We start from the raw sequence: 22,998 nt of genomic DNA, 5'->3' as shown, positions 1-22,998 counted from the left end.
CCGAACAGCCTTGTTCAGACTGAAGCAGCCGTAGATGGCCGGAACTGAAACGGGCAAAAAAGCTTTCCTGGGTGATGCAGGGCACTACCTTCTGCATCACGATGCCCCACATTGGCATGCGTGATGAAATTCAAACTATCGGGCGGCTTTTCAGTGATGCCGCGCGAACTGAAGTGGCCAAGCATGCTGCAGCGCAGATTGTGGCTGAGCGCAGCATTGAGTGGCTTCAAAGAATAAATCGTCAAGGCCGCAGAGGTTGCTCAGCTCTTTGGCCTGGGTACCTCGTGAACCGTTAAAGGCGAGGGGTGTATTTCAACGTAAGCATGATGTTGCGCGGATCTCCATAGTTGGCGCCGGTGTACCCGGTGTAGCCTGGAACGATGTATCGTTTATCGGATATGTTGTTCAGGTTCAGCGCTACGTTGAGCTCGGGCGTGACTTGATAGGCGACTCGCATGTTCCATGTGGTGAAACCGGCAATGTCGAATGAGCGGTCATAGCCAAGCGTATGGCTTTGCGTGGTGAAGCCGGCGCTTGTGGTGAGGTGGTTCCAGTCGCCAGGCAGGCGGTAAGACGCCCAGACGCGCAGCATATGCTTGGGGGTCCAGGTGCTGAAGACCTTGCCCTGGTTGTCGGGATCACGCAAGAATTTGGTGGTGTTGAAGGTATAGCCTGCCACCAATTGCAGATTGCGCATCACTTCACCGCTCACCTCGGCTTCAAGGCCCTGGCTGCGAACCTTGCCGGACGCGGTGGAGCAGAACCAGCCGTCGCAGGCATAGCCGGATGCGATATCGTTGACGCCGCGGTTCTTGTGGTCGTAGCGGAACACAGCGATCGACGTGTTAACGCGCTTGTCCATCATCTCGCCTTTGATACCCAGTTCGTAGTTCGAGCCGATGATGGGGTCCAGTACCTTGCCTGCGGCTGTGCGTGCCGATTGGGGTTCGAACACGCTGGTGTAGCTGCCGTAGGCAGACCACTGGGGCGTCAGCGCATACACCAAACCGGCGTAAGGGATGATTTCTCCCGACGCGTGCATGACTTCGCGAGTGTCGAACAGCGATCCTTTGTAGAGGAGGTCGTACCAGCTGGCGCGGGCACCCACGATGGCAGTCAACGGTTCGGTGAGCTGCGCGCGCCAGCTGGCATAGATACCCTTTTGCTGCACGTCGTACGATGAGAAGGCTTGCCGGCCACCGGCCGCCAGCAGGCTGTCAACGGTGGGCTTGGGGCGGTTGTGATCGATATCAAAGAGGTTGCCACCCGACGTGAAGTTGCGGGCGTACATATCATCGGATTTGTACTTGGAGTAATCCGCACCCAGCGTCACTTCATGGCGCAGCCCCATGGCATCGAAACGGCCGTTCACGAACGCATCGAGTCCGACCTTGCTGGAGTCGAAGTGGGTGATCCAGTCTGCGTAGGTCATTCCGCTTCCGTCCGAAGCTACGGTGCCATGCATGCGTTGGTGCGTGGAGTTGTTCGTCTCGCTCATGTGCAAGGCCGAAATCTTGAGCTTCCAGTCCGCGTTGAAACGGTGATTCAGGTCGGCGTAAACCGTGGTCTGTTTGAGTTTGTCGTGGTTCCACAAGGCACCCGTGAACGTGGAGCGGGACAGGCCTACATCGCTGCCGTCTGCACGCAGGGGAACGCCATAGATGAAGGGCCGCCCCTTGTTGTCCAGCTGACTCACTGCCAGGCCAACCGTCGTATCTGGGCTGATGTCATAGTCCAGTGCCGCATATAGCGATCGAGTACGCTCGTTCACGTAGTCGACGAAAGAATGGCTGCCGGCTTCGTCCACCACTACCCGGCCGCGCAGCGTCCCTTCTGCATTGAGCGGGCCTCCTGCGTCCAACTGAGCGCCGTAGCGATCCCATGAGCCGATACGCGAGGTCAGTGTCACGGTCTTCTCGTTCTGGCCGCGCTTGCGAACGAGGTTGACTGCGCCGCCAGGGCTGCCGGTGCCTTGTAACAGGCCCGATGCGCCGCGAAGGACTTCCAGGCGGTCATAGAAGACCATCCCTTCTGCAGCCCAGTTGCCGAGCGAGTACATGTTGCGGGGAATTGCGACGCCATCGTATTGCCAGTTGTCGATCTGAAAGCCGCGTGCCGCCAACACCATGCCCTGCCCGACTCCGGTTACACCCACGGTGCCGGTTGCGATGTTGGCTGCCTGCTTGAGGTCCGTGATGCCTTGCTCGTCGAGCTGCTTGCGCGTGATCACGCTGATGGACTGCGGGATATCTTTGAGCGCCTGATCGCCTTTGTTGATGCTTACCGCACGCGTGGCAAAAGAGTCCGAGCCTTCGGTGGTGGCTCCGCGTTCCTCCAGGGCGGACACAGTGACCGTCGGCATGGTAGCAGCGTCCGAGCTTTGCGGCTGGCGTTGCACAACGACAGATCTTCCCTCCACTTCGGCGTGCAGGCCGCTTCCCGCGAGCAAGCGATTCAGAGCTTCCCGTACGGTGAAGCGACCTTGCACTGCGGGCGCGCTTCGGCCTTCGACCAATGCAGGCTGCACCATCAATTCCAGGTGTGCCTGGCGTGCGAGAACCACCAGAGCTTGCGACAGCGGCTGGGCAGTGATCTGGATTTCAACCGGCCCGGTCAGCGCGGCAGGCACACTGACTGATTGCGCCTGTGCGCCTGAGGTTGCCAAAATCACAGTCACAGCGGCTGCCAGCGGTGCAAGATGGAATCGAAAACGGGACATGCAAACATTCTCCAAAAGACACGAAACAAGAATCGTTCTCAGGGAGACGCATGACAATGCAAAAACCCAACCTGCACGCACCAATTTTTTGAAAATGGAGTCACGAGGATCCCAGCCCGCAACGATGCCGTGCGGCGCCTAAGACATGCTTCAGTGGCGGGCCACGATTTCCGTGACATCCCCGTTTTCTTTCAAGCGAACGGGAAGCACCTTGGGCAGGGCGTAGCGGAAATGGGCCAGCCTTTGCGGGTCGAACGTGCCTGAAAGGCGCAGTGCGCCCACTGCCGCATCGCGCACCACCATGCGTGTGGGAGCGTAGCGCTCGAACTCAGCCAATGCCTCGGAAAGCGGTACGTTCTCCAGGGTGATCCGGCCATCGCGCCAGGGGGCGATGCCGGAAGCAGCAACCGCTCTCACGGGGCCCCACGGTCCATCAGCAGCAGCAGCCATCTGCTGGCCGGCCATCAGCAGGACGTCAGCAGCCCCCGGTCTGCTGCTGCCATCCGACTGAAGCGGACTTACGCGCACCTTGCCTTCTTCGACGGCGACCTGCACGGGGCTTCCTGCGGTGTTGCGCACGGAAAAGCGCGTGCCTACCACAGTGACCTTGGTGTTGCCGGCTATCACGTCGAATGGGCGGTCCACATTTTTTTGCACCTCGAACACGGCCTGTCCCTGCGGCAATTTCACCTCGCGGCGCTGGCGGTAAAAGCTCACCTCGACGCGTGTCGCGGTATCCAGCCTCAGGAGACTGCCGTCCGGCAACTGCACGCTCAGTTGTTGTCCGCGCTCTGATTGGTACATCTGTGCAAACAAGGGTTGCTGCTGCCAATGGTCCCAGGCCTTGTACCCGCCGCCGACAACAAGCGCCATCAGAATGGCTGACAGTGCGGCTTGCGGGATGAGTGCAGACCAGCGTGATGGTTTGCGCTTCGAGGTGCGGCTCTTTCTTGATGACTCCGCCTGATCCTTCTTCAGTTGAAGGCGCAAGCGTTCAATGCCCGATTGCGGCAGAGCATCCAGTTGCCGCCAATCGGCTTGCCAGCGGCTGAATGCGGCTTCTCGATCAGGGTGCCCAGTCAGCCAGTTGCAAAAGGCCGGGTCTGAATAGGCAGCATCGGGTGCATCGCTGTAACGCGCAAACCATTCCAGGGCCTCGGCATCAAGGTCGCTGTTTAGCGGTTGGGCAATAGTGCGATCAGTCATGCGGATGCGAAAAGCCAGAGGCGATATGAAGGTAGACGCACGAGTCTGCCAAAACCCAATGCCGGAAAAGAAAAGAAAGCGCAGATTCTCATTGGCCGCTCCTGGGCTGAACCCCAAGAGAGGGGGAGTCTGCGCCTCCCCGCATCCGCTCCTGGCAGGCTCGACAGGCCTGCATTCCCAGTTTGATGTGGCGCTCCACCATGGTCACGGAAATGCCCATCTGACGCGCGACCTCGGGCTGAGACAGCCCATCGAACTTGTGCAGGATGAATGCCTCACGGCAGCGCAGAGGTAACTCGCCGATAGCCGCCAACAGCGCATCTACCGTTTGAGATGACATCGCGGCCACCTCTGGCTCGAGGGCTTCAGGGCCAGAAGCCAGATCGGCAGCATCGATGGAGGAGTCGCCTTCTGCCACCGCATGGGTATTGCGCACTTCGCTGCGGCGGTACTGATCAATCACCAGGTTGCGAGCAGTACGGTAGAGCAGGGCGCGTGGCTCGGTGATGGTCTCGCCGGACTGCTGCACGGCCAGCACTCGGGCATAGCTTTCCTGCGCCAGGTCTGCGGCCGTATCGCGATCTCTGACAGCTCCCTGCAGAAACCTCAACAACTCTCGGTAATAGTGTGCGAGCACAGGAAGATCAGGGATGGATGTCGGCGTCTTCGTAGCGCATTCTGGCCTTTCCGACCGGCCGCCACGTCCGGGGCGAGTATACGGTGCAAATGATATTCAATATCATTTATGCGCAGTCAGGGCTGAATTGGCCGCGTCAAGACTTTCAGCCACCTGGGTCGCCATGTGAGCGTGAACGCGATGGCGAGCGCTGAGGCGGCCAGCCCCATCACCCAAACCAGCATGGCCATCGACGCGTGATCAGCTGCAAGGCAAAAGCCCAGACTGGATGTGAGCAGCAGCGCTCCGAGAATGCGCAGACGTACGGTGGTTGGAGGCGAGATCGGTTCGCTTCGTACCTGCTGCCAGTGCGTGTCCATGGCCAGTGAAAGCCAGCCCATGCCGATCAAGCCAGTGATCAGCGCTGCCCCGAGAAAAATGGCTTCACGCATGGCTGGTCTTGATGTGGGGGACGGAACGTGTCGCTGCGGTGCGTTGGTTCAGCTTGCGCGCCGATACCCACGCCAGCCAGGCCCCCGAGAGCAGGAATAGATCCACGCCTGCAACGGGCCAGTAAGTGTCGCTCCAAACGGTTTTGAGAAGGTGATCACCCGTTGTGAACCAGTTCAGCAGCACGGCCAGTACGGCGAGAGCCGCAATCGCCCTGCATTGCTCGCGCCATGCGGGATTCATCAGTCCCTTGGCAACGGGGGCACTGCGCATAAACGCGTGAGCCAATGCCAGGCCCCATCCTGCCCAGAACAGGTACTGCTCCAGATCGCCGCGAGCGGGCCAGCTTGCAGGCAGCATTTGCGGCAGCAGGCGGTTGGCGATCAAGATGACGAGGGTTGCAATCACCATACCGGTTACCGTGGTGACAGCCAGCGCATCTACAACACGGGCCCCTTGATGTCCTGTTTTGGCATGCTGCTTCTTGCGCTTCTCCACAAAGAAAATAAAGCCTGTGGCGATGCACACACAGCCCATCAGCCCGCCAAGCACATACATCCAGCGCAGCAGCCAGTGGCGGAAGTGCTGCAGGTGCAGACCTGTCAAAAACGTGTTGATGCTGTTCACTACGGTGCGAGGCGGATCTTCGCGCAGTACCTCCCCGGTGCTGGCCTTGAAGTGGATGCCGTCGCCCACCAACGCGATGCGATCGGTACCTGCGCGGAAGACGCTGACGTAGCCATTGGCATCTCCAACGTGGTTGAGTGAGAGCAGGCCCACTTCACCTGCCATGCCTTTGTCGGCCCAGCGGCGGCGCGCTTCGTTCATCATCTCATCGACCGATGCCAGCGAAGCTGCAATGCCTGCTCGATCATGTGGCAGGCCAGTCTCCCGTGCCTCGATTTTTTCGTGCAATTCGTGCAGTGGCTCAAGTTGCGTATGCGTGACGGGAAAGTAGATGCCAGCAAAAATCACCAAGCCTGTGAATGCAAAGAAGAAGTGAAACGGGAGCGCGAGAACGCCGGTCATGTTGTGCAGATCAAGTGTGCTGCGTTGCGTCGCTTTTTTCGGCCGAAAGGTAAAGAACTCGCGGAAGATCTTGCGATGCATGACAACGCCGCTGACCAATGCAGCAAGCATCGCCAGTGCAGCAAATCCGACGATCCAATAGCCGACACTTTTCCATTGCAGGTTCAGGCTGTAGTGCAATGGATAGAAAAAGCGGCTGCCGATCTTGAGCTGGTCGTCTGGCAGCGCAATTCCGCTGCGCGGATCTATGGTGCGGTTGCCCCAGACGCCTTCTTCCGGATCTTTGGCGTTGGGCACTTCGTAGCCTGAAAAAAGACTGAGTATCGGGTCGCGGTGCGTTGTGTATGCGGCCCAGCTTTTGACTGTGTCAAAGCGCTCCGGCATGGGGCCGTTGACACGATCCCGCATGAAATCAAGACTTGCCTTGCTCGGTTGCATCTGCTCGAAAGCAGGACGCAGCACCTTCTCAAATGAGGGCATGGGCTGTGGTTCAAAGCGCGATGAAGGAATCGCCCAGCGATCAATCTCGCGGTCAAACACCGACAGCGATCCAAAGAAGAAGCAGGCCATCAGCACAAAGCCAAGCGCGAGCCCGAACCAGGTATGTAGCCATGCCATGGAGAGACGGAAATTCTGGAACACGGGTGTCGTCTCCTTCCTTAGATCAGGTGGCGCTGAAGCAGCGAAGCGGCAATCGCCATCGCAGCACCACCGCCCACCAGCACGACCCACACACGTCCGAGGCTGCGGGCCGCGAAGGACCACAGAAATGCGCAAAGATAAATCACAAGCCCAAAAATGGCGCTCAGGTGCTCGGCATCATGAAAGGCCATGCCTAGTGCAAACAGCCCGGCGGTTGCCGCTGCGATGAAGCCCCAGGTGAAACCGTAGCCCGCAAAAATGGCGGCGCTGATTCGTAGCGCGATAGCCATACGGGGACTGGAGAGAGTGTCCATTTTCCGGGTGCATGCTTTCATGGTTGTGCGGCCACTCAGAAACCTTGCAAAGCCACTTCTCACGTTTATTGTGAATGGTTCACAAGTCACAAATGATGCGAATAGTTCTTATTGTAAGTTGCAATTCGATTTGTCAGCACTTGTGCCGTATTTGGGGCGGGGATACGGCATCAATCTTGGACTCGTCACCCGAAGCGCTACGGATACTTGAACGGCTAAGCCAACCATGTGGCCTGCATGTTGGACTGAGAATGAGTCCGGGCCAGATCGGCTGGAGCAGCATGGCGCAAGCTCCGGACATGGCGTAGCCGCCGACTGCATCCGAAGTCACCCGAAAGATAGCTGCCAGTGGGTATCGTAGAGGGAGGGGGCATAAGGTGGGCTGCTGGAGCTCGCCCTAGATGGTTCGTTGTTCACGTTCCTCAAGGGGTACATCGACACGCGACAAGTTGCTAATGTGCTTGCTCCACTGGTCCAAGGCTGGCCAGATGTCCTGCACCAAGTTCTGTACAGCTGTACCAAAGAGGACACGAAGACGGGCGAAGAACTCGCGTTTGAACTTGTTTCCGCCATTCCCGAACCCGGCACCAAGGAGCTCGACTACCTGCTGGAGTTTGTAGACCGCGCCGGCCGAAGCGGCAAACGCTCAGCGTCATCTCTTTCGAATGCCTGTTTGCAGAAAACGAGCCTGTTGAAGGCTCGTCGAGCGTAGACCACCTGTATTCCCGTGCCTGCAACCAGGTTCGGATAGGTCTGTTCCAGATGGCAATGACCGCAGCTCCATCAGCGACACTGGCTGCTGAGACCTTGGTTGCCATTGAGGAACGCCGCTTCTAGCTCGGGCGGCCGCTTGATGAGCCAAGGCACCCAAATGTTGATTCCGAGCATTACTGGCGAGTTTGGCTGGCGGCGGTCTCCTAGCCGCTCTTGTCATGCGATAGCCATGTGGCGGTGTTCGGCGTAGCGCTTGAAAGTGTGCCTCACGATCCTCGTCCCAAATTTGGATTGCCACAAAGCAGTCGCTGTGCTTGTCGCCAGCTGCTTCGCCACTGTGCTTGGTGTTTTGATGAACGTAGCGGTCAGTGCCATGTGGCCCCGCTGGTCGTAGTTGTTGGTATCTGATTTTGGCTCTGATGGAGCTACCAACGAAAGCACCAACAAAAGCTGGGTTGTCCTGGGGTGTAGTGCGATTACATGCGACAAAGAAAAACCCGCTTCCCTATGAGAGAAGCGGGTTTTGAAGCGATTTGACGCTGTATGCGTCGATGTCCTGGCGGAGGCTGTGAGATTCGAACTCACGGAAGGATCACTCCTTCGGCAGTTTTCAAGACTGCTGGTTTAAACCACTCACCCAAACCTCCGGATGCGAGGATTCTACACAAGGATTGTGCGCTGTCCGGCATTGCGCGTATTTTGTCCTGTTCATGAAAACCATAGCGTGCTGCGCTTGCTGCATAGGGAGTGCAAGCCACTTTTCATCGTGCCGCCTGCGCTTGGCTTGGCGATGCTTGCAATGCGTCCACGGCTGGCGGACCAAGCGTCTGATGTTCAAGGTCCTGGATCAAAACAAAAACGCCCCGAAGGGCGTTTTTGTGACTGCCTCGGGCGGTATGCCCGAGAGATTTCGCTGGATCAGCTGCGCAGTGCGATGGCCTGAGCGGCTGCCAGAGCGGTCATGTTGACCACGCGACGCACGGTGGAGGAGGGGGTCAGCACATGGGCGGAAGCCGAGCAGCCCATCAGGATGGGGCCGATGGTCGTGCCATGGCCGCCCGTGGTCTTGAGCACGTTGAACAGAATGTTCGCGGCGTCGAGGTTGGGGCAGATCAGCACGTTGGCCGCGCCGGTCAGCGAGGACTCGAGCAGGGAGTGGCTGCGAACATTGGCGTCCAGGGCCGCATCGCCGTGCATTTCTCCATCGCATTCGATGCCGGGGTTGGCGGCGGCGAACAGGTCGCGTGCAGCGCGCATCTTGCGGGCCGAACCGCGGGTGGACGAGCCGTAGTTGCTGTGCGAGAGGAAGGCCACCTTGGGGGGCAGGCCGAAGCGGGCCACTTCGTCGGCAGCCATCTTGGCGATCTCGGCCAGTTCTTCGGCGCTGGGGGCGTCGTTGATGTAGGTATCGGCCACGAACAGCGTGCCGGACTCCAGCATGACGGCGTTCACGGTGGCGAACTCGTTGGCGCCCTTCTTCAGGCCCAGCACATCTTCCAGATGGGCCAGGTGGCTGTCGAAGCGACCGACCAGACCGCACAGCATGGCATCGGCATCACCCAGGTGCACCATCAGGGCGGCGATCAGGGTGTTGGAGCGGCGCACGGCGGCCTTGGCGGCTTCGGGAGTGACGCCGTTGCGGCCCATCAGCTTGTGATAGGTCTCCCAGTACTGACGGAAGCGGGGATCATCTTCAGGATTGCAGATTTCCACGTCCTTGCCCAGCTGCATGCGCAGGCCGGCCTTGGCAATGCGGGCCTCGATGACGGCAGGGCGACCGATCAGGATGGGCTTGGCCAGGCCGTCGTCCACGGCAACCTGCACGGCACGCAGCACGCGGTCGTCTTCACCTTCGGCATAGGCCACGCGTTGCAGATTGGCCTTGGCGGCTGCAAACACGGGACGCATGAACATGCTGGTCTGATAGACAAAGCGCGTCAGGCTTTCGCGGTAGGCGGCGATGTCTTCGATGGGGCGGGTGGCGACACCGGATTCGGCGGCAGCCTGGGCCACGGCGGGAGCGATGCGCAGGATCAGGCGCGTATCGAAGGGCGTGGGGATCAGGTAGTCGGGGCCGAAGGTCAGCTCCTTGCCCTGGTAGGCGGCGGCGACTTCGTCGCTGACGTCCTGCTTGGCCAGGGCGGCGATTTCACGCACGCAGGCCAGCTTCATGGCTTCGGTGATCTTGGTGGCGCCGCAGTCCAGCGCGCCACGGAAGATGTAGGGGAAGCACAGGACGTTGTTGACCTGGTTGGGATAGTCGGAGCGGCCGGTGGCCACGATGCAGTCCGGGCGGATGGCCTTGGCCAGTTCGGGGCGGATTTCGGGCTCGGGGTTGGCCAGGGCCAGGATGATTGGCTTGTCGGCCATGGTCTTGACCATGTCGGCAGTCAGCACGCCGGGAGCGGAGCAGCCCAGGAACACGTCGGCGCCGTCGACCACGTCGGCCAGGGTACGGGCTTCGGTGTTCTGTGCGTAGCGCTGCTTGGAGGCGTCCAGACCGCCGGGGCGGCCTTCATAGATCACGCCCTTGGAGTCCACCATGTAGACATTGGAGCGCTTGATTCCCAGGCCCACCATCACGTCCACGCAGGCAATGGCTGCCGCGCCGGCGCCGGAGACGGCCACCTTGACGGCGCCGATGTCCTTGCCCACCAGTTCCAGGCCATTGAGCAAGGCGGCGCTGGAGATGATGGCAGTGCCGTGCTGGTCGTCATGGAACACTGGAATGTTCATGCGCTTGGACAGCTCCTGCTCAATGTAGAAGCACTCGGGAGCCTTGATGTCTTCGAGGTTGATGCCGCCCAGGGTGGGCTCCATCGAGGCAATGATGTCGATGAGCTTGTCGGGATCGCGCTCGGCCAGTTCGATGTCGAACACGTCCACGCCGGCAAACTTCTTGAACAGGCAACCCTTGCCTTCCATCACGGGCTTGGAAGCCAGCGGGCCGATATCGCCCAGACCCAGCACTGCTGTGCCGTTGGTGATCACGCCGACCAGGTTGCCGCGCGAGGTGTACTCGGCCGCGGTCGAGGGGTCTGCCTCGATGTCCAGGCAGGGATAGGCCACGCCCGGCGAATAGGCCAGGGACAGGTCACGCTGGTTGGACAGGGGCTTGGTAGGGGTGACGGAAATCTTGCCTTTGACGGGGCTGCGGTGGTATTCGCGGGCCGCATCGCGCAGGGCTTGTTCGGCGGAGGACAGGTTTTGTGTCATACGAAATATTTATCAGCAAGTTGCTTCTCGGAGCTTACCGGATGGCAAGAAGCATTTTGAGTCAGGTCTGTTTTGCTTCAACTGTATCGACAACAAACCCCCTGGCGCACTGTGGGGCGGCAGGGGGTTTGGGCTGGCCGGTAAGCCAGCGTTCGCTTAGGGCTGGCGTTTAGTGAGCGTCAGCCTCTCGTGCTGCGTTGATGGCAGCGCTGTTGTCTTTGGCGGCTCCGTTAAAGAAAAGATTCAATGCCACGGCGGTAATCGAGGACAGCAGGATACCGGATTCAATCAGTGGATGGATGGAATGGGGCATCCACTGACGGAAATTAGGGGCAACCAGAGGAATCATTCCCACGCCGATAGACACTGCCACGATCATGGCGTTGTTCTTGTTGTTGCGGAAATCCACGTTGGCCAGGATACGGATGCCGGTGGAGGCCACCATGCCGAACATCACCAGACCGGCGCCGCCCAGAACCACGGTGGGCAGGGATTCGATCAGCGCACCCATCTTGGGCAGCACGCCCAGGACGATGAGGATCACGCCACCGGCCACGCAGACCCAGCGGCTGAGCACGCCGGTCACGGCCACCAGACCCACGTTCTGGGAGAAGCTGGTGTAGGGGAAGGTGTTGAAGATGCCGCCGATCAGGGTGCCCAGACCGTCGGTGCGCAGACCGCGGGTCAGCTCGTCCTGCGTGATGTCGCGCTTGGCCATGTCGCCCAGGGCCAGGAACATGCCGGTGGATTCGATCATCACCACCACCATCACCAGACTCATGGTGAGGATCAGGATGGGGTCGAAGACGGGCATGGCGATCTGGAAGGGCAGCACCAGCGTGAACCACTCGGCCTTGGCGACCTTCTCGAAGTTCATCAGACCCATGGCCACGGAGATCACGCCGCCGATCAGGATGCCCATCAGCACCGAGATATTGGCCAGGAATCCCTTGGCGAAGCGTGCGATCAGCAGGATGGACAGCAGCACGATGCCCGAGACCGCAGCGCCTTGCAGATCGGCGTACTTGGGGTTGGGCATGGTGGGCAGCACCGAGAATCCCTTGGGAATGGCGGGCAGCGAGGAGCCCGGGGCGCCGGCCATGGCCTGTGCCTCGGCCAGCCACTTCAGGTGCTCGGGGTTGGGCACGGAAGGGGCAGTGGGGCCCACGGGGTTGCCGAAGATCCAGTTGATGCCCACACGCATCAGGCTGATGCCGATGACGGCGATGATGGTGCCCGTCACGACCGGCGGGAAGAAGCGCAGCATGCGGCTGATGAGCGGCGCAATGAGGATGGAGATCACCCCCGCGCCGATCACCGAGCCAAAGATCAGGCCTGCGCCGGCGTTGCCGCCGGTGCTCTGTGCCATAGACACCATGGGGGCCACGCTGGCAAAGGTCACGCCCATCATCACGGGCAGCTTGATGCCGAACCACTGGGTTGCGCCCATGGCCTGGATCAGGGTGACCAGGCCGCAGACGAACAGGTCGGCAGAGATCAGGTGCGCGACCTGCTCAGGGGGCAGGTTCAGGGCACGGCCCACGATCAGCGGCACGGCGACGGCGCCGGCATACATGACCAGAACGTGCTGCAGACCTAAGGCGGTGAGCTTGCCGAATGGCAGAACCTCATCCACGGGATGCACTTGGGATGTCATAAAAACATGTCTCCTCACTCTATATTGGCTTCAGGTTGGCATGCGATTCACGAACGGCATGCAATCCATACAAAAAGTGTATACAGCTCATAACGCACAGCATCTAGCGGTAAACCCTGCTCAAATTTCAGTTTCTGGATGGAATGTCAATGGTTATGTTTTCCACGCATAACCATCTAAGGTAATTATCGATTGCTATCAAATATGTAGCTTCTGACGCTTTGTTTTTCTAATTTTCAGAATAAAACATATTGAAACCTTTTGAGATCAAGCGGTAGGTGCTTTGTTTTTCATAGCAAATCTTGCGCGATATGCAATCGGCGCGGATCTGGCTCCGGTTATGCGCGCGCAGGTTTCGGGTCTTGAAACATCTAGTGAAAGAAAGCGGGCTGCCAAGTGGAGGCTGATCACAAGCATTAGCGTTGAGGAAGGTGCAAAAAAAGGCATCGAGCCCGGAATTGGTGCACCTTCGTGCAAAAGCGTGCATGGAGACCCGACAAGAGGCGTTGCGCTGCAACAGGAGCCAAAGCGGTGCAAGAACCATGCCGAAGTGGTGCACACGCAAAAAAGGCGACCTCGAGGTCGCCTTGGGTGTGGAATGCGCTGCGGGAATGCGTTGTAGCGGCTGCCGGGGCAGCCACCGCTTGCTTCAGTCTTGCCGCGCTTCCATTAATGCATGCCTGCCGCCATGGCTGGTGACTGGACGGAGCTCGCCCGGTGTGGCGCCAGGCTGGTCATGAGCAGCGCTGCGGCCGCGGGCAGAGCGGCAGCCCAGGCCAGCGAAGTCAGGCTCATGCCCTGCGCGATCACCGCTCCACCGAGCCAGGCACCCAGGGCATTGCCCAGATTGAAGGCCGCGATATTGAGGCTGGACGCCAGATTCATGCCGGCCTCGCCCGCAGATTGCAGCACGCCCATCTGCAGCGGCGCCACGGTGGCGAAGGCGGCAATGCCCAGCAGCAGCACAAAGGCAATCGCCAGGGGCGTGCTCGCAAACATCCAGCGGCCCGCGATCAGCACCAGCATCAAGGCGGCCAGCGACACCCACAGCGCGCGCTGCACGCCAAAGCGGTCGGCCAGCTTGCCGCCCGCATGGTTGCCCAGGGCCAGGCCCGCCCCGAACAGCAGCAGCGTGAAGGCGATCATGCGGTTGTCCATTCCCGTAATCTGGGTCAGCAGCGGCTCTATATAGGTATAGAGGGTGAAGACGCCGGCAAAGCCGATCACCGTCAACAACAGGCCGCGCCACATGGCGCGATTGCGCAGCACGGCCAGCTCCTGTGTCAGACCCTGAGGGCTGGGCATGCTCAGTGCGCGTGGCACATGGCGCAGCAGAATCAGCAGCGCGATCACGCCGATGCCGCTGACGCTGGCAAAGGCCATGCGCCAGCCCCAGTGCTGGCCGATCCAGGTGCCGAAGGGAACGCCCAGCAGCGTGGCCAGGGTCAGGCCGGAAAACATCAGTGCAATGGCCGAGGCTTTCTTTTCGGGCGCCACCAGTTGCGTGGCGACGACCGCACCCACGCCGAAGAAGGTGCCGTGGGTCAGCGAAGTCAGCACGCGTGCCGCCAGCAGCCAGCCATAGCTGGGTGCCAGCGCGGCGGCGGCATTGCCGGCGATGAACAGCAGCATCAGGCTCAGCAGCAGCAGCTTGCGTGGCCAGCTGCGCGAGGCCAGCGTGAGCACAGGGGCGCCCACGGCGACGCCTACGGCATAGCCCGAGATCAGCGTGCCCGCCGTGGGGATGGAGATATGAAGATCCTGGCTGACCTGGGTCAGCAGGCCCATGATGATGAATTCCGTGGTGCCGATGCCGAAGGCACCGGCGGCCAGCGCAAGCAATGCTGCAGGCATGGAGAACCGTCCTTGTGAAAATTCCGCGAAGGGCTGAACTGTGAACCTGCGGCAGAAGGCGCGCTAGCCCTTGAAGCGGACAAGCATTTGTTCCTGTGCGGAATAAATCGCATCTCTATGATGTGATTCATGAAGAAATCGATTGCTATGCCGACCGCTAAGGAGCAGGGAGCGGACCGCTTTGCGGAGCTGCAGACCTTTGTGTTGGTGGCCCAGCAGGGCAGCTTCTCGGCGGCAGCGCGCCTGCGCGAGGTCTCGCCCTCGGCCGTCAGCAAGATCGTGGCCCGGCTCGAGACCCGGCTGGGCGTGCAACTGCTACGTCGCAGCACCCGGCGGCTGGAGTTGACGGCCGAGGGCGAGCAGTTGCTGGAGCAGGGCCGGCCACTGCTGGCGGACTGGCTGGCGCTGGAGTCCTCGGTCACCCGGCAGGGCCAGCCCACCGGCGTGGTGCGCATCAATGCCAGCTCGTCCACCGGCAATCGCCTGCTGGTGCCGCTGGTGGGCCCGTTGATGCGGACTTGGCCGGGCCTGCAGCTGGATCTCAGCTTTACCGATCATGTCGTGGACCTGATAGCAGCCCGTGCCGATATCGCCCTGCGCTGGGGGGAGCTGCCGTCTTCGGACATGGTGGCGCGCAAGCTGGGTCACACGCGCCAGGTGATCGTGGCCTCGCCCGACTATCTGCAGCGGCTCGGCAGGCCGGCCCATCCCGACGAGCTGGCAGGCCATGTGCGCATTGGCTGGAACTACCCGCGAGCCATTCCGCACTGGCCGTTGGTGGTGGCGGGCAAGGCGGTGACGGTGAGCATGGGAGAGGTGCTGCGCGTCAATGATGGCGAAGCCATGGCCAACCTGGCCAAGGCAGGGGCGGGTCTGGCGCGGCTGTCGCTCTATCACGCCTGGGAGGATCTGCACGCGGGCAGGCTGCAGGCGTTGCTCGAGGACTTCAATCCTGGAGATCTGCAGCCCATCCATGCCGTGTATGTGGGCAAGCCCGGCCAACTGCCGGTGAGAACGCGGGCAGTGCTGGATTTTCTGGCCAGACATGTGGACCTCAGCCATGCTGAGGAAATGCCCGCCAGCCTGCTGGCGTCGCACACATAAAAAAAGAGCCTGGATGAATCCAGGCTCCTTGAAAACCTCCGTCCAGTCTGGAGAAGGCTAGGCGTTCAAACGGTAGTGGGTGCTCAGGCAGTCAGGTCCACCAGCGAGCGGGCCACCACCTTGGTGGCGCGGCGCAGGTCTTCCAGCACCAGGCGCTCGTCGGAGCGCTTGGCGTGCGATTCCAGCACGGTGCGGGGGCCGGCGCCGTAGATCACTCCGGGGATGCCGCGCTCGACGTACAGGCGCACGTCGGTGTACAGAGGCGTGCCCACTGCGGGAGGCTTTTCGCCGAAGACGGCTTCGCCGTGGGCCTGGATGGCGTCGACCAGAGGCTTGTTGCCGTCCAGCGGCGTCATGGCATTGGCCAGCAGCAGGCGCTTGATGTCCACGCGTACGGCGTCTTCACCGGTGTAGCCGCCCTGGGTGTTGAAGTCGGCGATGGCCTTGGCGATGACAGCACGGATGCTGGCTTCGACTTCCACGGGATTCTCTTCAGGAATCATGCGGCGGTCGATCTTGAGCATGACCTTGCCGGGCACCACATTGGTGTTGGTGCCGCCGTCGATGCGGCCGATGTTCAGGTAGGGGTGCTTGATGCCGGGCACCTTGGACGTGACTTGCTTGTACTTCACGTTCTCGGCGTACAGAGCCGTGAGCAGCACCGCAGTGGCTTGAAGCGCATCCACGCCGGTGTGGGGCACGGCGGCGTGAGCCATCTTGCCCTGCACGGTGATTTCCATCTGGAGGCAGCCGTTGTGAGCGGTCACGACTTCGTAGCTGAAGCCCGCTGCAATCATCAGGTCGGGCTTGGTCAGGCCCTTTTCCAGCAGCCAGCCGGGGCCCATGATGCCGCCGAACTCTTCGTCGTAGGTGTAGTGCAGTTCCACGGCGCCCTTGCTGGGCTTGGCCACGGCTTCCAGAGCACGCACGGCAAAGGTGAAGGAGGCGAAGTCGCTCTTGCTCACGGCAGCGGCGCGGCCATAGAGCTTGCCGTCCTCGATCTCGGCGCCGTAGGGGTCCTTGGTCCAGCCTTCGCCCGGAGGCACCACGTCGCCGTGGGCGTTCAGGGCGATGGTGCGGCCGCCGTCACCGTAGGGGCGGCGCACGATCAGGTTGGTGATGGATTCCATGCCGTAGGCCTTGACGTCGGCCTCGGGCACGACGTGCTTTTCGGCGTCGAAGCCAAAGCCCTTGATCAGCTCGGCAGTACGCTCGGCGTGGGGGGCATTGTTGCCGGGAGGCGTGTCCGTGGGCACTTGCACCATGGCCTGCAGAAACTTCACTTCTTCGTCGAAGTGCTCGTCAATCCATGCATCGATGGCGGCGTAGGTGGCTTGCTTGTCTTGATTCATATTGGTCATTGCTGTTCTTGAGCCAGTTGGTGGAGGAGGTGGGTGAAGGCATCCACGGACAGTTGCATGTCGTCGGAGGTGGAAGCTTCCAGCGGGTTGTGGCTGATGCCGGCGTTCATGCCGCGCACGAACAACATGGCCTGGGGCATGATTTCATGCAGCTTCATGGCATCGTGACCGGCGCCGCTGGGCATGCGGAACAGGGGCACGCCCAGTGCGTCGACAGCGTTTTCCCAGCGTTTCTGCCATTGGGGAGCGCTGGGTGCAGCCGCTGCCTTCATGGACAGGTCGGTGCTGTAGCGCAGGCCGCGGCGTTCGGCGATCGCCGCCATCTCTGCCATGATGTCGTTGATCATGGAGTCGCGCTGCTCGTTGGTGGGGGCACGCAGATCCAGCGAGAACTGGCAGCGGCCGGGCACCACGTTGACCGAACCCGAAGGCACGTTCAGCTGACCAATCGTGGCCACGCTGTCGCCATCCTGGCCGGCGCGCTTTTCGATGTACAGCGACAGCTCGGCAACGCCGGCTGCGGCGTCGCGGCGGCGGTCCATGGGCGTGGTGCCTGCGTGGCTGGCCATGCCGATGAATTCGCAGACATAGCGGGCGCTGCCGTTGATGGAGGTGACGATGCCCAGGGGGATGTCCAGCTCGTTGAGCACGGGGCCCTGCTCGATGTGCACTTCCACAAAGCCCAGGTACTTGGCGGGGTCGCGCTCCAGCTTGGGGATGTCGTCGATGCACAGGCCCGCATGCAGCATGGCTTCGCGCAGCGTGATGCCGTCAGCGTCCTTCTGTTCCAGCCATTCCTGCTTGAAGTCGCCCACCAGGGCGCCCGAGCCCAGGAAGGTGGCCTTGTAGCGCTGGCCTTCCTCTTCCGAGAAACCCACCACTTCGATGTTGAAGGGCAGGCGCTTGCCTTGCTGGGCCAGTTGCTTGACGCAGGCCATGGGCACGAAGATGCCCAGGCGGCCGTCGTACTTGCCGCCGTTGCGCACGGTGTCGTAGTGGCTGCCGGTCAGCAGGGTCTTGGCGCCTTCGGTGGCCGCCTTGTAGCGGCCCACCACATTGCCCACGGCGTCGATCTCGACCTCATCGAAGCCGATTTCACGCATCCAGTGGCTGATGCGCTGGGCGCAGGCGCGGTGGGCGTCGGTCAGATAAGTCACCGTCAGCTGGCCTTTTTCGGCATAGCCGGGGTCGCTGTTGGTGGACAGGCGTTCCTGCCAGTCCCAGACTTCGTTGCCTTCGACGGGTTCGTAGCCGAACTTGTCGTTCAGGCGGATCTCGGCGATACGGTGGATGTTGCGCAGTGCCTCGGCCTGTTCGTAGGCCGGATGGTTGAACATGCGACGCTCGAAAGTCGCAATGATCTCGGCCTTGCTCAGACCCAGACCGCGCGCGCCGCGCACGGCCAGGATGAAGGGGAAGCCGAAGCGCTTGCCGTATTCGGCGTTGAGCTTGCGGATGTGCTCCAGCTCTTCGGGCGTGCAGTTGGTCAGGCCAGCCTTCTTCTGCTCATTCGTCGATTCGGCGGTGAGCGTGTTGGTCTCCATCTGCTTGCCGGCCAGCTCCGGGTGAGCGCGGATCAGGTCGAGCTGAGCCTGCTCGCTGGACTCGGCCAGCACCTTGGCCATGGCGTGCTTGATATGCGCCATGGACTTGAAGGGACGCTGCTCCAGCGCCTTGGCGGCAATCCAGGGCGAGTGCTCGTACAGGCCATCGAGCAGGTCGGTGGCGGTGGCCGCATCGGCGGCATTCAGTTGTTCCAGGGTCAAAGCCATGTCGCAATCAATCCTTGCAAGGGAAACGCTCGGCCCAGTGACGAGCCAAATCAATACGGCGGCACACCCACACGTTGTCGTGCTTCTGGATGTGATCGAGGAAGCGCTGCAGCGCTGTAATCCGGCCAGGACGGCCCAGCAGTCGGCAGTGCATGCCGATGCTCATCATCTTGGGGGCGTTGTCGCCGCTGGCATTGCCTTCGGCGTACAGGACATCGAATGTGTCCTTCATGTACTGGAAGAACGGATCGGCGTGCGAGTAACCCTGGGGCAGTGCAAAGCGCATATCGTTCACGTCCAGCGTGTAGGGAACGATGAGCTGGTTGTGCGTCGTGCCGTCGCTCTTGGCGACCTTCATCCAGAAGGGCAGGTCGTCGCCGTAGTAATCGCTGTCGTAGGTAAAGCGGCCGGCATCGGCCACCAGGCGGTGGCTGTTGGGGCTGTCGCGGCCGGTGTACCAGCCAAGGCCGTGGTCGCCATCGTGGCCGTAGAGCTCTTCAAAGATGTCCACGCATTGCTGCATGTGGGCGCGCTCGATCTCCTCGGGCACGTTCTGGTAGTGAATCCACTTCAGGCCGTGGCAGGCCACTTCGTGACCGAGCTCGTCGAAGGCCTGGGCCAGCTCGCGATGCTTTTGCAGCGCCGTGGCCACGCCGAACACGGTCAGCGGCAGGCCGCGCTTTTCGAACTCTTTGAGAATGCGCCACACGCCGGCGCGCGAGCCGTATTCATAGATGCCGTCCATGCTCATGTGACGGGCCGGATAGCTGGCGGGATTGAACATCTCCGACAGAAACTGCTCGCTGCCGGGGTCGCCATGCAGGATATGGTTCTCACCGCCTTCTTCGTAGTTCAGCACGAACTGAACGGCCACGCGGGCTTTGCCGGGCCATTCGGGATGGGGCGTGTTGCGGCCGTAGCCAATCAGGTCGCGTGGATAGGAAGCGGTGGAATCGTAAGTCATAGGGATACGGATGAAAGTGCCATCGACAAATCGTTCGTTGGCAAATCGCGGTCGAAGGTCAGGCCTGCTTCCACGTGGTCCAGGTGCAGCTGCATTAGCTGCACCGCATGTTCGGCATCGCCCGCAGCCAGCGCGGTCACGATGTCGGCATGTTCTTCGTGCGAATGCTCGGCCGCCGATGCAGACTGGTACATCAGGGTGATCAATGCGCAGCGGGAAATCAGCTCGCCCAGCAGCTGTGCCAGCACCTCGTTGCCCATGAGCTCGGCCATGCGCACGTGGAAGTCGCCCAGCAGCTCGGTGCGCTGGCCCACGTCATTGGCTTCCATGGCCTTCTTCTCGGCAGCCACATGCTGCTTGAGGGCGCGAATCTTGGCGGCGCTGCTTTGCTTGACAAAGCTGCGCACCATCTCGGCCTCGAGCATGCGGCGCACGGCAAACACCTGGCGCGCCTCGTCCACCGAAGGCGTGGCCACAAAGGCGCCGCGGGCGGGCTCGAGCCGGATGAGACGGTTCTGCGAAAGCTGGAACAGGGCCTGGCGCACCAGGGTGCGGGAAACTCCAAAGTGGTCGGCCAACTTTTGCTCGGCCAGCTTGGTGCCGGGCATCAGGCGATGCTCGACGATGGCCTTGGTCAGGCTTTCGACAATGAAACTGGTGGTGGAAGTTTCCATAAATCCATCATAGCGGTTGAAGACAAGTTTTGTATACAGTTTCTGTTCACCAAACATGGTGTTTGTATCGATGTTCAGGCGCAGAAAGCTGTGCGCAAGCGCGCAAACCCAATGGGAGCAAGGGCTTGCAACATTGGTATTGCAAAGATCAGCAGTGTTGTGACTGGGGGCCCTCTGTAAGGGAAAAAAGCCCGAATGCACAATGCGCAGCTATGCAAGCACAGAATACATCCTCGCGCGCGCAGGCCGCGGCAACGCCTGTTCCCCAGCAAGACCCGGCTGGCTTTCTGCGTCATCTGTATGACGTGGCGGTGCGCAATGCCCTGCCCATCGAGGGTCTGGCGCGTCATCTGCCCAAGCCGCCCAAGGGGCGCACGCTGGTGCTGGGCGCCGGCAAGGCCGGCGGCTCCATGGCGCAGGCGCTGGAAGCTCTGTGGCCGCAGGATGCCCCGCTGTCGGGTCTGGTGGTGACGCGCTACGCGCACATTCCCCCACGCCCCGAAGGGCTGGCCCAGCGCCTGGAGGTGGTGGAAGCTGCCCACCCCGTGCCGGATGCGGCCGGTCTGGCTGCGGCCGAGCGCATTCTGGCGCTGACCGAGGGGTTGACGGCCGATGATCTGGTGATCTGCCTCATCTCCGGCGGCGGCTCCTCCCTGCTGACGCTGCCCGCCGAAGGCATCGACCTGGCCGAGAAGCAGCGCATCAACAAGGCGCTGCTGGAGAGCGGCGCGGCGATTGGCGAGATGAACTGCGTGCGCAAGCATCTCTCGCGCATCAAGGGCGGTCGTCTGGCCGCTGCCTGCCATCCCGCCAAGGTGGTGACGCTGACCATCAGCGATGTGCCCGGCGACGATCCTTCGGTGATCGCCAGCGGACCCACGGTGCCGGACGCGTCGACCTGTGCCGACGCACTGGCCATCCTGGACCGCTACCAGATCGGCATTCCCGAGTCCGTGCGCGCTGCGCTGCAAGCCGGCGAGCTGGAGACGCCCAAGCCCGGCGATGCTCGCTTCGAAGGCCATGAGGTGCATCTGATTGCAACGCCCCAGCAGTCGCTGGAAGCGGCGGCGGCCGCCGCACGCGCGGCCGGCATTGCCGTGCATGTGCTGTCCGACGAGATGGAGGGCGAGTCGCGCGAGGTGGGCAAGGTCCATGCAGCACTGGCGCGTGCCGTGGCCAGACATGACCAGCCTTTTGCCAAGCCCTGCGTGATTCTCTCGGGTGGCGAAACCACGGTGACCATCCGCCCGCGCCAACCCGGCGCGGCCAAGGGGCGCGGCGGGCGTGCCGGCGAGTTCTGCCTGGGTCTGGCCCAGGCCCTGCAAGGTCAGGAAAAGGTCTGGGCGCTGGCCGCTGATACCGACGGTATCGACGGTGTCGAGGACAACGCGGGAGCCCGTGTCTCGCCCTGCACGCTCAAGCGCGCGGCAGAGCTGAATCTGCGCATCAGCGATCACCTGGATCGCAACGATGCCTATGGCTATTTCTCGGCCTTGGAAGATCTGGTGATCACCGGTCCGACGCATACCAATGTCAACGACTTCCGTGCCATCCTGGTGCTCTGATCCGCTGCATCGATAGCAGCTTGCGCTTGATCATCAAGGATTTCAGGTTCTTTCGATACTGAAGTTGCCGCCCAACGGGCGGTAGCTGCTTTGTTTTTGATAGCGCTGTGCAGGGATTGATTCTTTTGCAGAATCAATATGCAATCACCCACCGCGTGGCAGATCCTCCCACCAGGCATCGTCGAACTTGCCCTGCAGAAAGGCGATGAAGGACTGCACTTTCTGCGGCACCAGACGCGGCGAGGGGTAGACGGCGTGGATCTCCTGCTCGGGCAGGCGGCAGGTCTTGAGCACTTCCACCACGCGAGCGTCCTTGAGCGAGTCCTGGGCCACGTAGCGCGGCAGGGCCGCAATGCCCATGTGCGAGCGGGCTGCGGCCAGCAGGGCCGAGAGATTGTTGGAGCGCAGCCGCCCGGTGACGGGAATCGACACCGGCTCGCCGCTGGCATTGCGCAGGCGCCAGATATCGTTGCCCTGCACGCTGCTGTAGATCAGCGTGGAATGCTCCTTGAGATCCGAGGGGCGGCGCGGCGTGCCGTGCTTGCGCAGATAGGTGTTGGAGGCCACCAGCACCCAGGGGTTGACGCCCAGCATGCGCGCGCCCAGCGAGGAGTCGGCCAGCTTGCCCAGGCGCAGCGCAACGTCGATGCCGTTGGCCACTAGATCGGTGTAGCGGTCCTCGAAGCTCAGATCGACCTGCACCTGCGGGTTGTGCTTCATGAAATCCATGGCCAGCGGAATGAGTACACGGCGCCCGAAGGCCACCGAGCTGCCGATGCGCAGCTGACCCTGGACCTGGGTCTGGCGCACCTTGACCACGTTCTCCGCCTCGGCCACGTCGCTGACGATGATCTTGCACTTTTCGTAGTAAAGCGCGCCGGCTTCGGTCAGGCTCACGCCGCGTGTGTTGCGGTTGAGCAGGCGCACCTTGAGGCGCGCCTCCATGGCCGCAACCTGCTTGGTGACGGTGGGCTGGGTGGTGGCGAATTCCTGTGCGACCTTGGTGAAACTGCCGGTCTCCACCACGCGCACAAACATGTGCATCGCGTCGAGTCTGTCCATGGGTTCATCTCCTATTTATTCTTGGGTGGAATAAATTTTATGGTCTGAGAGCGGCTTCCAGCAAGCAAAGGTCTTGACT

General features: G+C 61.4%; 18 protein-coding genes and 1 tRNA gene. 3 read left to right on the top strand and 16 right to left on the bottom strand.

Annotated features, from left to right (window positions below):
- Nucleotides 1-14: 14 nt before the first annotated feature.
- From F3J24_RS24215 to F3J24_RS24185, 7 genes are all read right to left on the bottom strand, one after another.
- Nucleotides 15-245, bottom strand: coding sequence for a hypothetical protein (locus F3J24_RS24215; RefSeq protein ID WP_167011357.1), 231 nt, complete (start codon nucleotides 243-245; stop codon nucleotides 15-17).
- A gap of 47 nt (nucleotides 246-292) precedes the next feature.
- Nucleotides 293-2,719 carry a TonB-dependent siderophore receptor gene (locus F3J24_RS24210; RefSeq protein WP_167011356.1) on the bottom strand — a complete coding sequence of 809 codons (2,427 nt, stop codon included), beginning with the start codon at nucleotides 2,717-2,719 and terminating at the stop codon, nucleotides 293-295.
- 150 nt (nucleotides 2,720-2,869) lie between these two features.
- The gene (locus tag F3J24_RS24205; RefSeq protein ID WP_167011354.1) at nucleotides 2,870-3,925 is read right to left on the bottom strand and encodes a FecR family protein; all 1,056 of its coding nucleotides are present in this window, start codon (nucleotides 3,923-3,925) and stop codon (nucleotides 2,870-2,872) included.
- Between the two features lie 88 nt (nucleotides 3,926-4,013).
- Nucleotides 4,014-4,562, bottom strand: a complete 549-nt coding sequence (locus F3J24_RS24200) for a sigma-70 family RNA polymerase sigma factor (RefSeq protein WP_167011352.1) — start codon at nucleotides 4,560-4,562, stop codon at nucleotides 4,014-4,016.
- Nucleotides 4,563-4,678: 116 nt separating this feature from the next.
- Nucleotides 4,679-4,993, bottom strand: coding sequence for a DUF3325 domain-containing protein (locus F3J24_RS24195; protein WP_167011350.1), 315 nt, complete (start codon nucleotides 4,991-4,993; stop codon nucleotides 4,679-4,681).
- The gene (locus tag F3J24_RS24190; protein ID WP_167011347.1) at nucleotides 4,986-6,662 is read right to left on the bottom strand and encodes a PepSY-associated TM helix domain-containing protein; all 1,677 of its coding nucleotides are present in this window, start codon (nucleotides 6,660-6,662) and stop codon (nucleotides 4,986-4,988) included. The genes F3J24_RS24195 and F3J24_RS24190 overlap by 8 nt, the downstream gene beginning before the upstream one ends.
- Before the next feature lie 17 nt (nucleotides 6,663-6,679).
- A complete protein-coding gene (locus F3J24_RS24185; RefSeq protein ID WP_240154462.1) occupies nucleotides 6,680-6,997 on the bottom strand; it encodes an iron uptake protein in 318 nt (105 codons plus the stop codon).
- 388 nt (nucleotides 6,998-7,385) lie between these two features.
- On the opposite strand from F3J24_RS24185, the gene F3J24_RS24180 reads away from it, so the two are divergent.
- Nucleotides 7,386-7,688, top strand: a complete 303-nt coding sequence (locus F3J24_RS24180; protein WP_167011345.1) for a hypothetical protein — start codon at nucleotides 7,386-7,388, stop codon at nucleotides 7,686-7,688.
- A 559-nt stretch (nucleotides 7,689-8,247) separates the two neighbouring features.
- Here the strand turns inward: F3J24_RS24180 and F3J24_RS24175 are convergent.
- The 4 genes from F3J24_RS24175 to F3J24_RS24160 all read right to left on the bottom strand — a co-directional run bounded on the left by F3J24_RS24175 (nucleotide 8,248) and on the right by F3J24_RS24160 (nucleotide 14,417).
- A tRNA-Ser gene (locus F3J24_RS24175) sits at nucleotides 8,248-8,337 on the bottom strand.
- Nucleotides 8,338-8,608: 271 nt separating this feature from the next.
- Nucleotides 8,609-10,906 (bottom strand): NADP-dependent malic enzyme, encoded by a 2,298-nt coding sequence (locus F3J24_RS24170; RefSeq protein ID WP_167011343.1) that lies wholly within the window; start codon nucleotides 10,904-10,906, stop codon nucleotides 8,609-8,611.
- A gap of 169 nt (nucleotides 10,907-11,075) precedes the next feature.
- Entirely contained in the window at nucleotides 11,076-12,563 is a 1,488-nt protein-coding gene (locus F3J24_RS24165; RefSeq protein WP_003063711.1) for a nucleobase:cation symporter-2 family protein, read from the bottom strand.
- Between the two features lie 669 nt (nucleotides 12,564-13,232).
- Nucleotides 13,233-14,417: an MFS transporter gene (locus tag F3J24_RS24160; protein WP_167011341.1), complete on the bottom strand. Its 1,185-nt coding sequence runs from the start codon at nucleotides 14,415-14,417 to the stop codon at nucleotides 13,233-13,235.
- 129 nt (nucleotides 14,418-14,546) lie between these two features.
- On the opposite strand from F3J24_RS24160, the gene F3J24_RS24155 reads away from it, so the two are divergent.
- Nucleotides 14,547-15,521 carry a LysR family transcriptional regulator gene (locus F3J24_RS24155; protein WP_167011339.1) on the top strand — a complete coding sequence of 325 codons (975 nt, stop codon included), beginning with the start codon at nucleotides 14,547-14,549 and terminating at the stop codon, nucleotides 15,519-15,521.
- 83 nt (nucleotides 15,522-15,604) lie between these two features.
- Here F3J24_RS24155 and F3J24_RS24150 read toward each other — a convergent pair whose 3' ends face one another.
- Genes F3J24_RS24150 through F3J24_RS24135 form a run of 4 tightly spaced genes read right to left on the bottom strand, consistent with a single transcriptional unit; the run spans nucleotide 15,605 to nucleotide 20,292 of the window.
- Complete coding sequence (locus F3J24_RS24150; RefSeq protein WP_043006678.1) at nucleotides 15,605-16,882, bottom strand: M20/M25/M40 family metallo-hydrolase; 1,278 nt, start codon at nucleotides 16,880-16,882, stop codon at nucleotides 15,605-15,607.
- A complete protein-coding gene (gene uraD / locus F3J24_RS24145; protein WP_167011337.1) occupies nucleotides 16,879-18,654 on the bottom strand; it encodes a 2-oxo-4-hydroxy-4-carboxy-5-ureidoimidazoline decarboxylase in 1,776 nt (591 codons plus the stop codon). Before uraD ends, F3J24_RS24150 begins: the two co-directional genes overlap by 4 nt.
- Before the next feature lie 7 nt (nucleotides 18,655-18,661).
- Nucleotides 18,662-19,618 (bottom strand): allantoinase PuuE, encoded by a 957-nt coding sequence (puuE, locus tag F3J24_RS24140; protein WP_167011335.1) that lies wholly within the window; start codon nucleotides 19,616-19,618, stop codon nucleotides 18,662-18,664.
- Nucleotides 19,615-20,292: a GntR family transcriptional regulator gene (locus F3J24_RS24135; RefSeq protein ID WP_019043607.1), complete on the bottom strand. Its 678-nt coding sequence runs from the start codon at nucleotides 20,290-20,292 to the stop codon at nucleotides 19,615-19,617. The genes puuE and F3J24_RS24135 overlap by 4 nt, the downstream gene beginning before the upstream one ends.
- Nucleotides 20,293-20,504: 212 nt before the next feature.
- Here F3J24_RS24135 and F3J24_RS24130 point away from each other — a divergent pair, with 212 nt between their 5' ends.
- On the top strand, nucleotides 20,505-21,857 hold the full coding sequence (locus tag F3J24_RS24130) for a glycerate kinase (RefSeq protein WP_167011333.1): 1,353 nt from the start codon (nucleotides 20,505-20,507) through the stop codon (nucleotides 21,855-21,857).
- Between the two features lie 144 nt (nucleotides 21,858-22,001).
- Here F3J24_RS24130 and F3J24_RS24125 read toward each other — a convergent pair whose 3' ends face one another.
- Nucleotides 22,002-22,919 (bottom strand): LysR family transcriptional regulator, encoded by a 918-nt coding sequence (locus F3J24_RS24125; RefSeq protein WP_167011331.1) that lies wholly within the window; start codon nucleotides 22,917-22,919, stop codon nucleotides 22,002-22,004.
- Nucleotides 22,920-22,998 lie beyond the last annotated feature (79 nt).

This window comes from Comamonas sp. Tr-654, from assembly GCF_011752915.1.
Taxonomy (GTDB): domain Bacteria; phylum Pseudomonadota; class Gammaproteobacteria; order Burkholderiales; family Burkholderiaceae_C; genus Comamonas.
Note: the sequence above shows the minus strand (reverse complement) of the source record. Positions and strands in the feature narration are given on the sequence as shown.

Excerpts from the sequence above, each read along its gene's own strand:
- F3J24_RS24125 (WP_167011331.1), bottom strand. The coding sequence starts at position 22,919 with ATGGACAGACTCGACGCGATGCACATGTTTGTGCGCGTGGTGGAGACC.
- F3J24_RS24205 (WP_167011354.1), bottom strand. The coding sequence starts at position 3,925 with ATGACTGATCGCACTATTGCCCAACCGCTAAACAGCGACCTTGATGCC.
- F3J24_RS24195 (WP_167011350.1), bottom strand. The coding sequence starts at position 4,993 with ATGCGTGAAGCCATTTTTCTCGGGGCAGCGCTGATCACTGGCTTGATC.
- F3J24_RS24165 (WP_003063711.1), bottom strand. The coding sequence starts at position 12,563 with ATGACATCCCAAGTGCATCCCGTGGATGAGGTTCTGCCATTCGGCAAG.
- uraD (WP_167011337.1), bottom strand. The coding sequence starts at position 18,654 with ATGGCTTTGACCCTGGAACAACTGAATGCCGCCGATGCGGCCACCGCC.
- F3J24_RS24150 (WP_043006678.1), bottom strand. The coding sequence starts at position 16,882 with ATGACCAATATGAATCAAGACAAGCAAGCCACCTACGCCGCCATCGAT.
- puuE (WP_167011335.1), bottom strand. The coding sequence starts at position 19,618 with ATGACTTACGATTCCACCGCTTCCTATCCACGCGACCTGATTGGCTAC.
- F3J24_RS24185 (WP_240154462.1), bottom strand. The coding sequence starts at position 6,997 with ATGAAAGCATGCACCCGGAAAATGGACACTCTCTCCAGTCCCCGTATG.
- F3J24_RS24210 (WP_167011356.1), bottom strand. The coding sequence starts at position 2,719 with ATGTCCCGTTTTCGATTCCATCTTGCACCGCTGGCAGCCGCTGTGACT.
- F3J24_RS24135 (WP_019043607.1), bottom strand. The coding sequence starts at position 20,292 with ATGGAAACTTCCACCACCAGTTTCATTGTCGAAAGCCTGACCAAGGCC.
- F3J24_RS24155 (WP_167011339.1), top strand. The coding sequence starts at position 14,547 with ATGAAGAAATCGATTGCTATGCCGACCGCTAAGGAGCAGGGAGCGGAC.
- F3J24_RS24130 (WP_167011333.1), top strand. The coding sequence starts at position 20,505 with ATGCAAGCACAGAATACATCCTCGCGCGCGCAGGCCGCGGCAACGCCT.
- F3J24_RS24170 (WP_167011343.1), bottom strand. The coding sequence starts at position 10,906 with ATGACACAAAACCTGTCCTCCGCCGAACAAGCCCTGCGCGATGCGGCC.
- F3J24_RS24160 (WP_167011341.1), bottom strand. The coding sequence starts at position 14,417 with ATGCCTGCAGCATTGCTTGCGCTGGCCGCCGGTGCCTTCGGCATCGGC.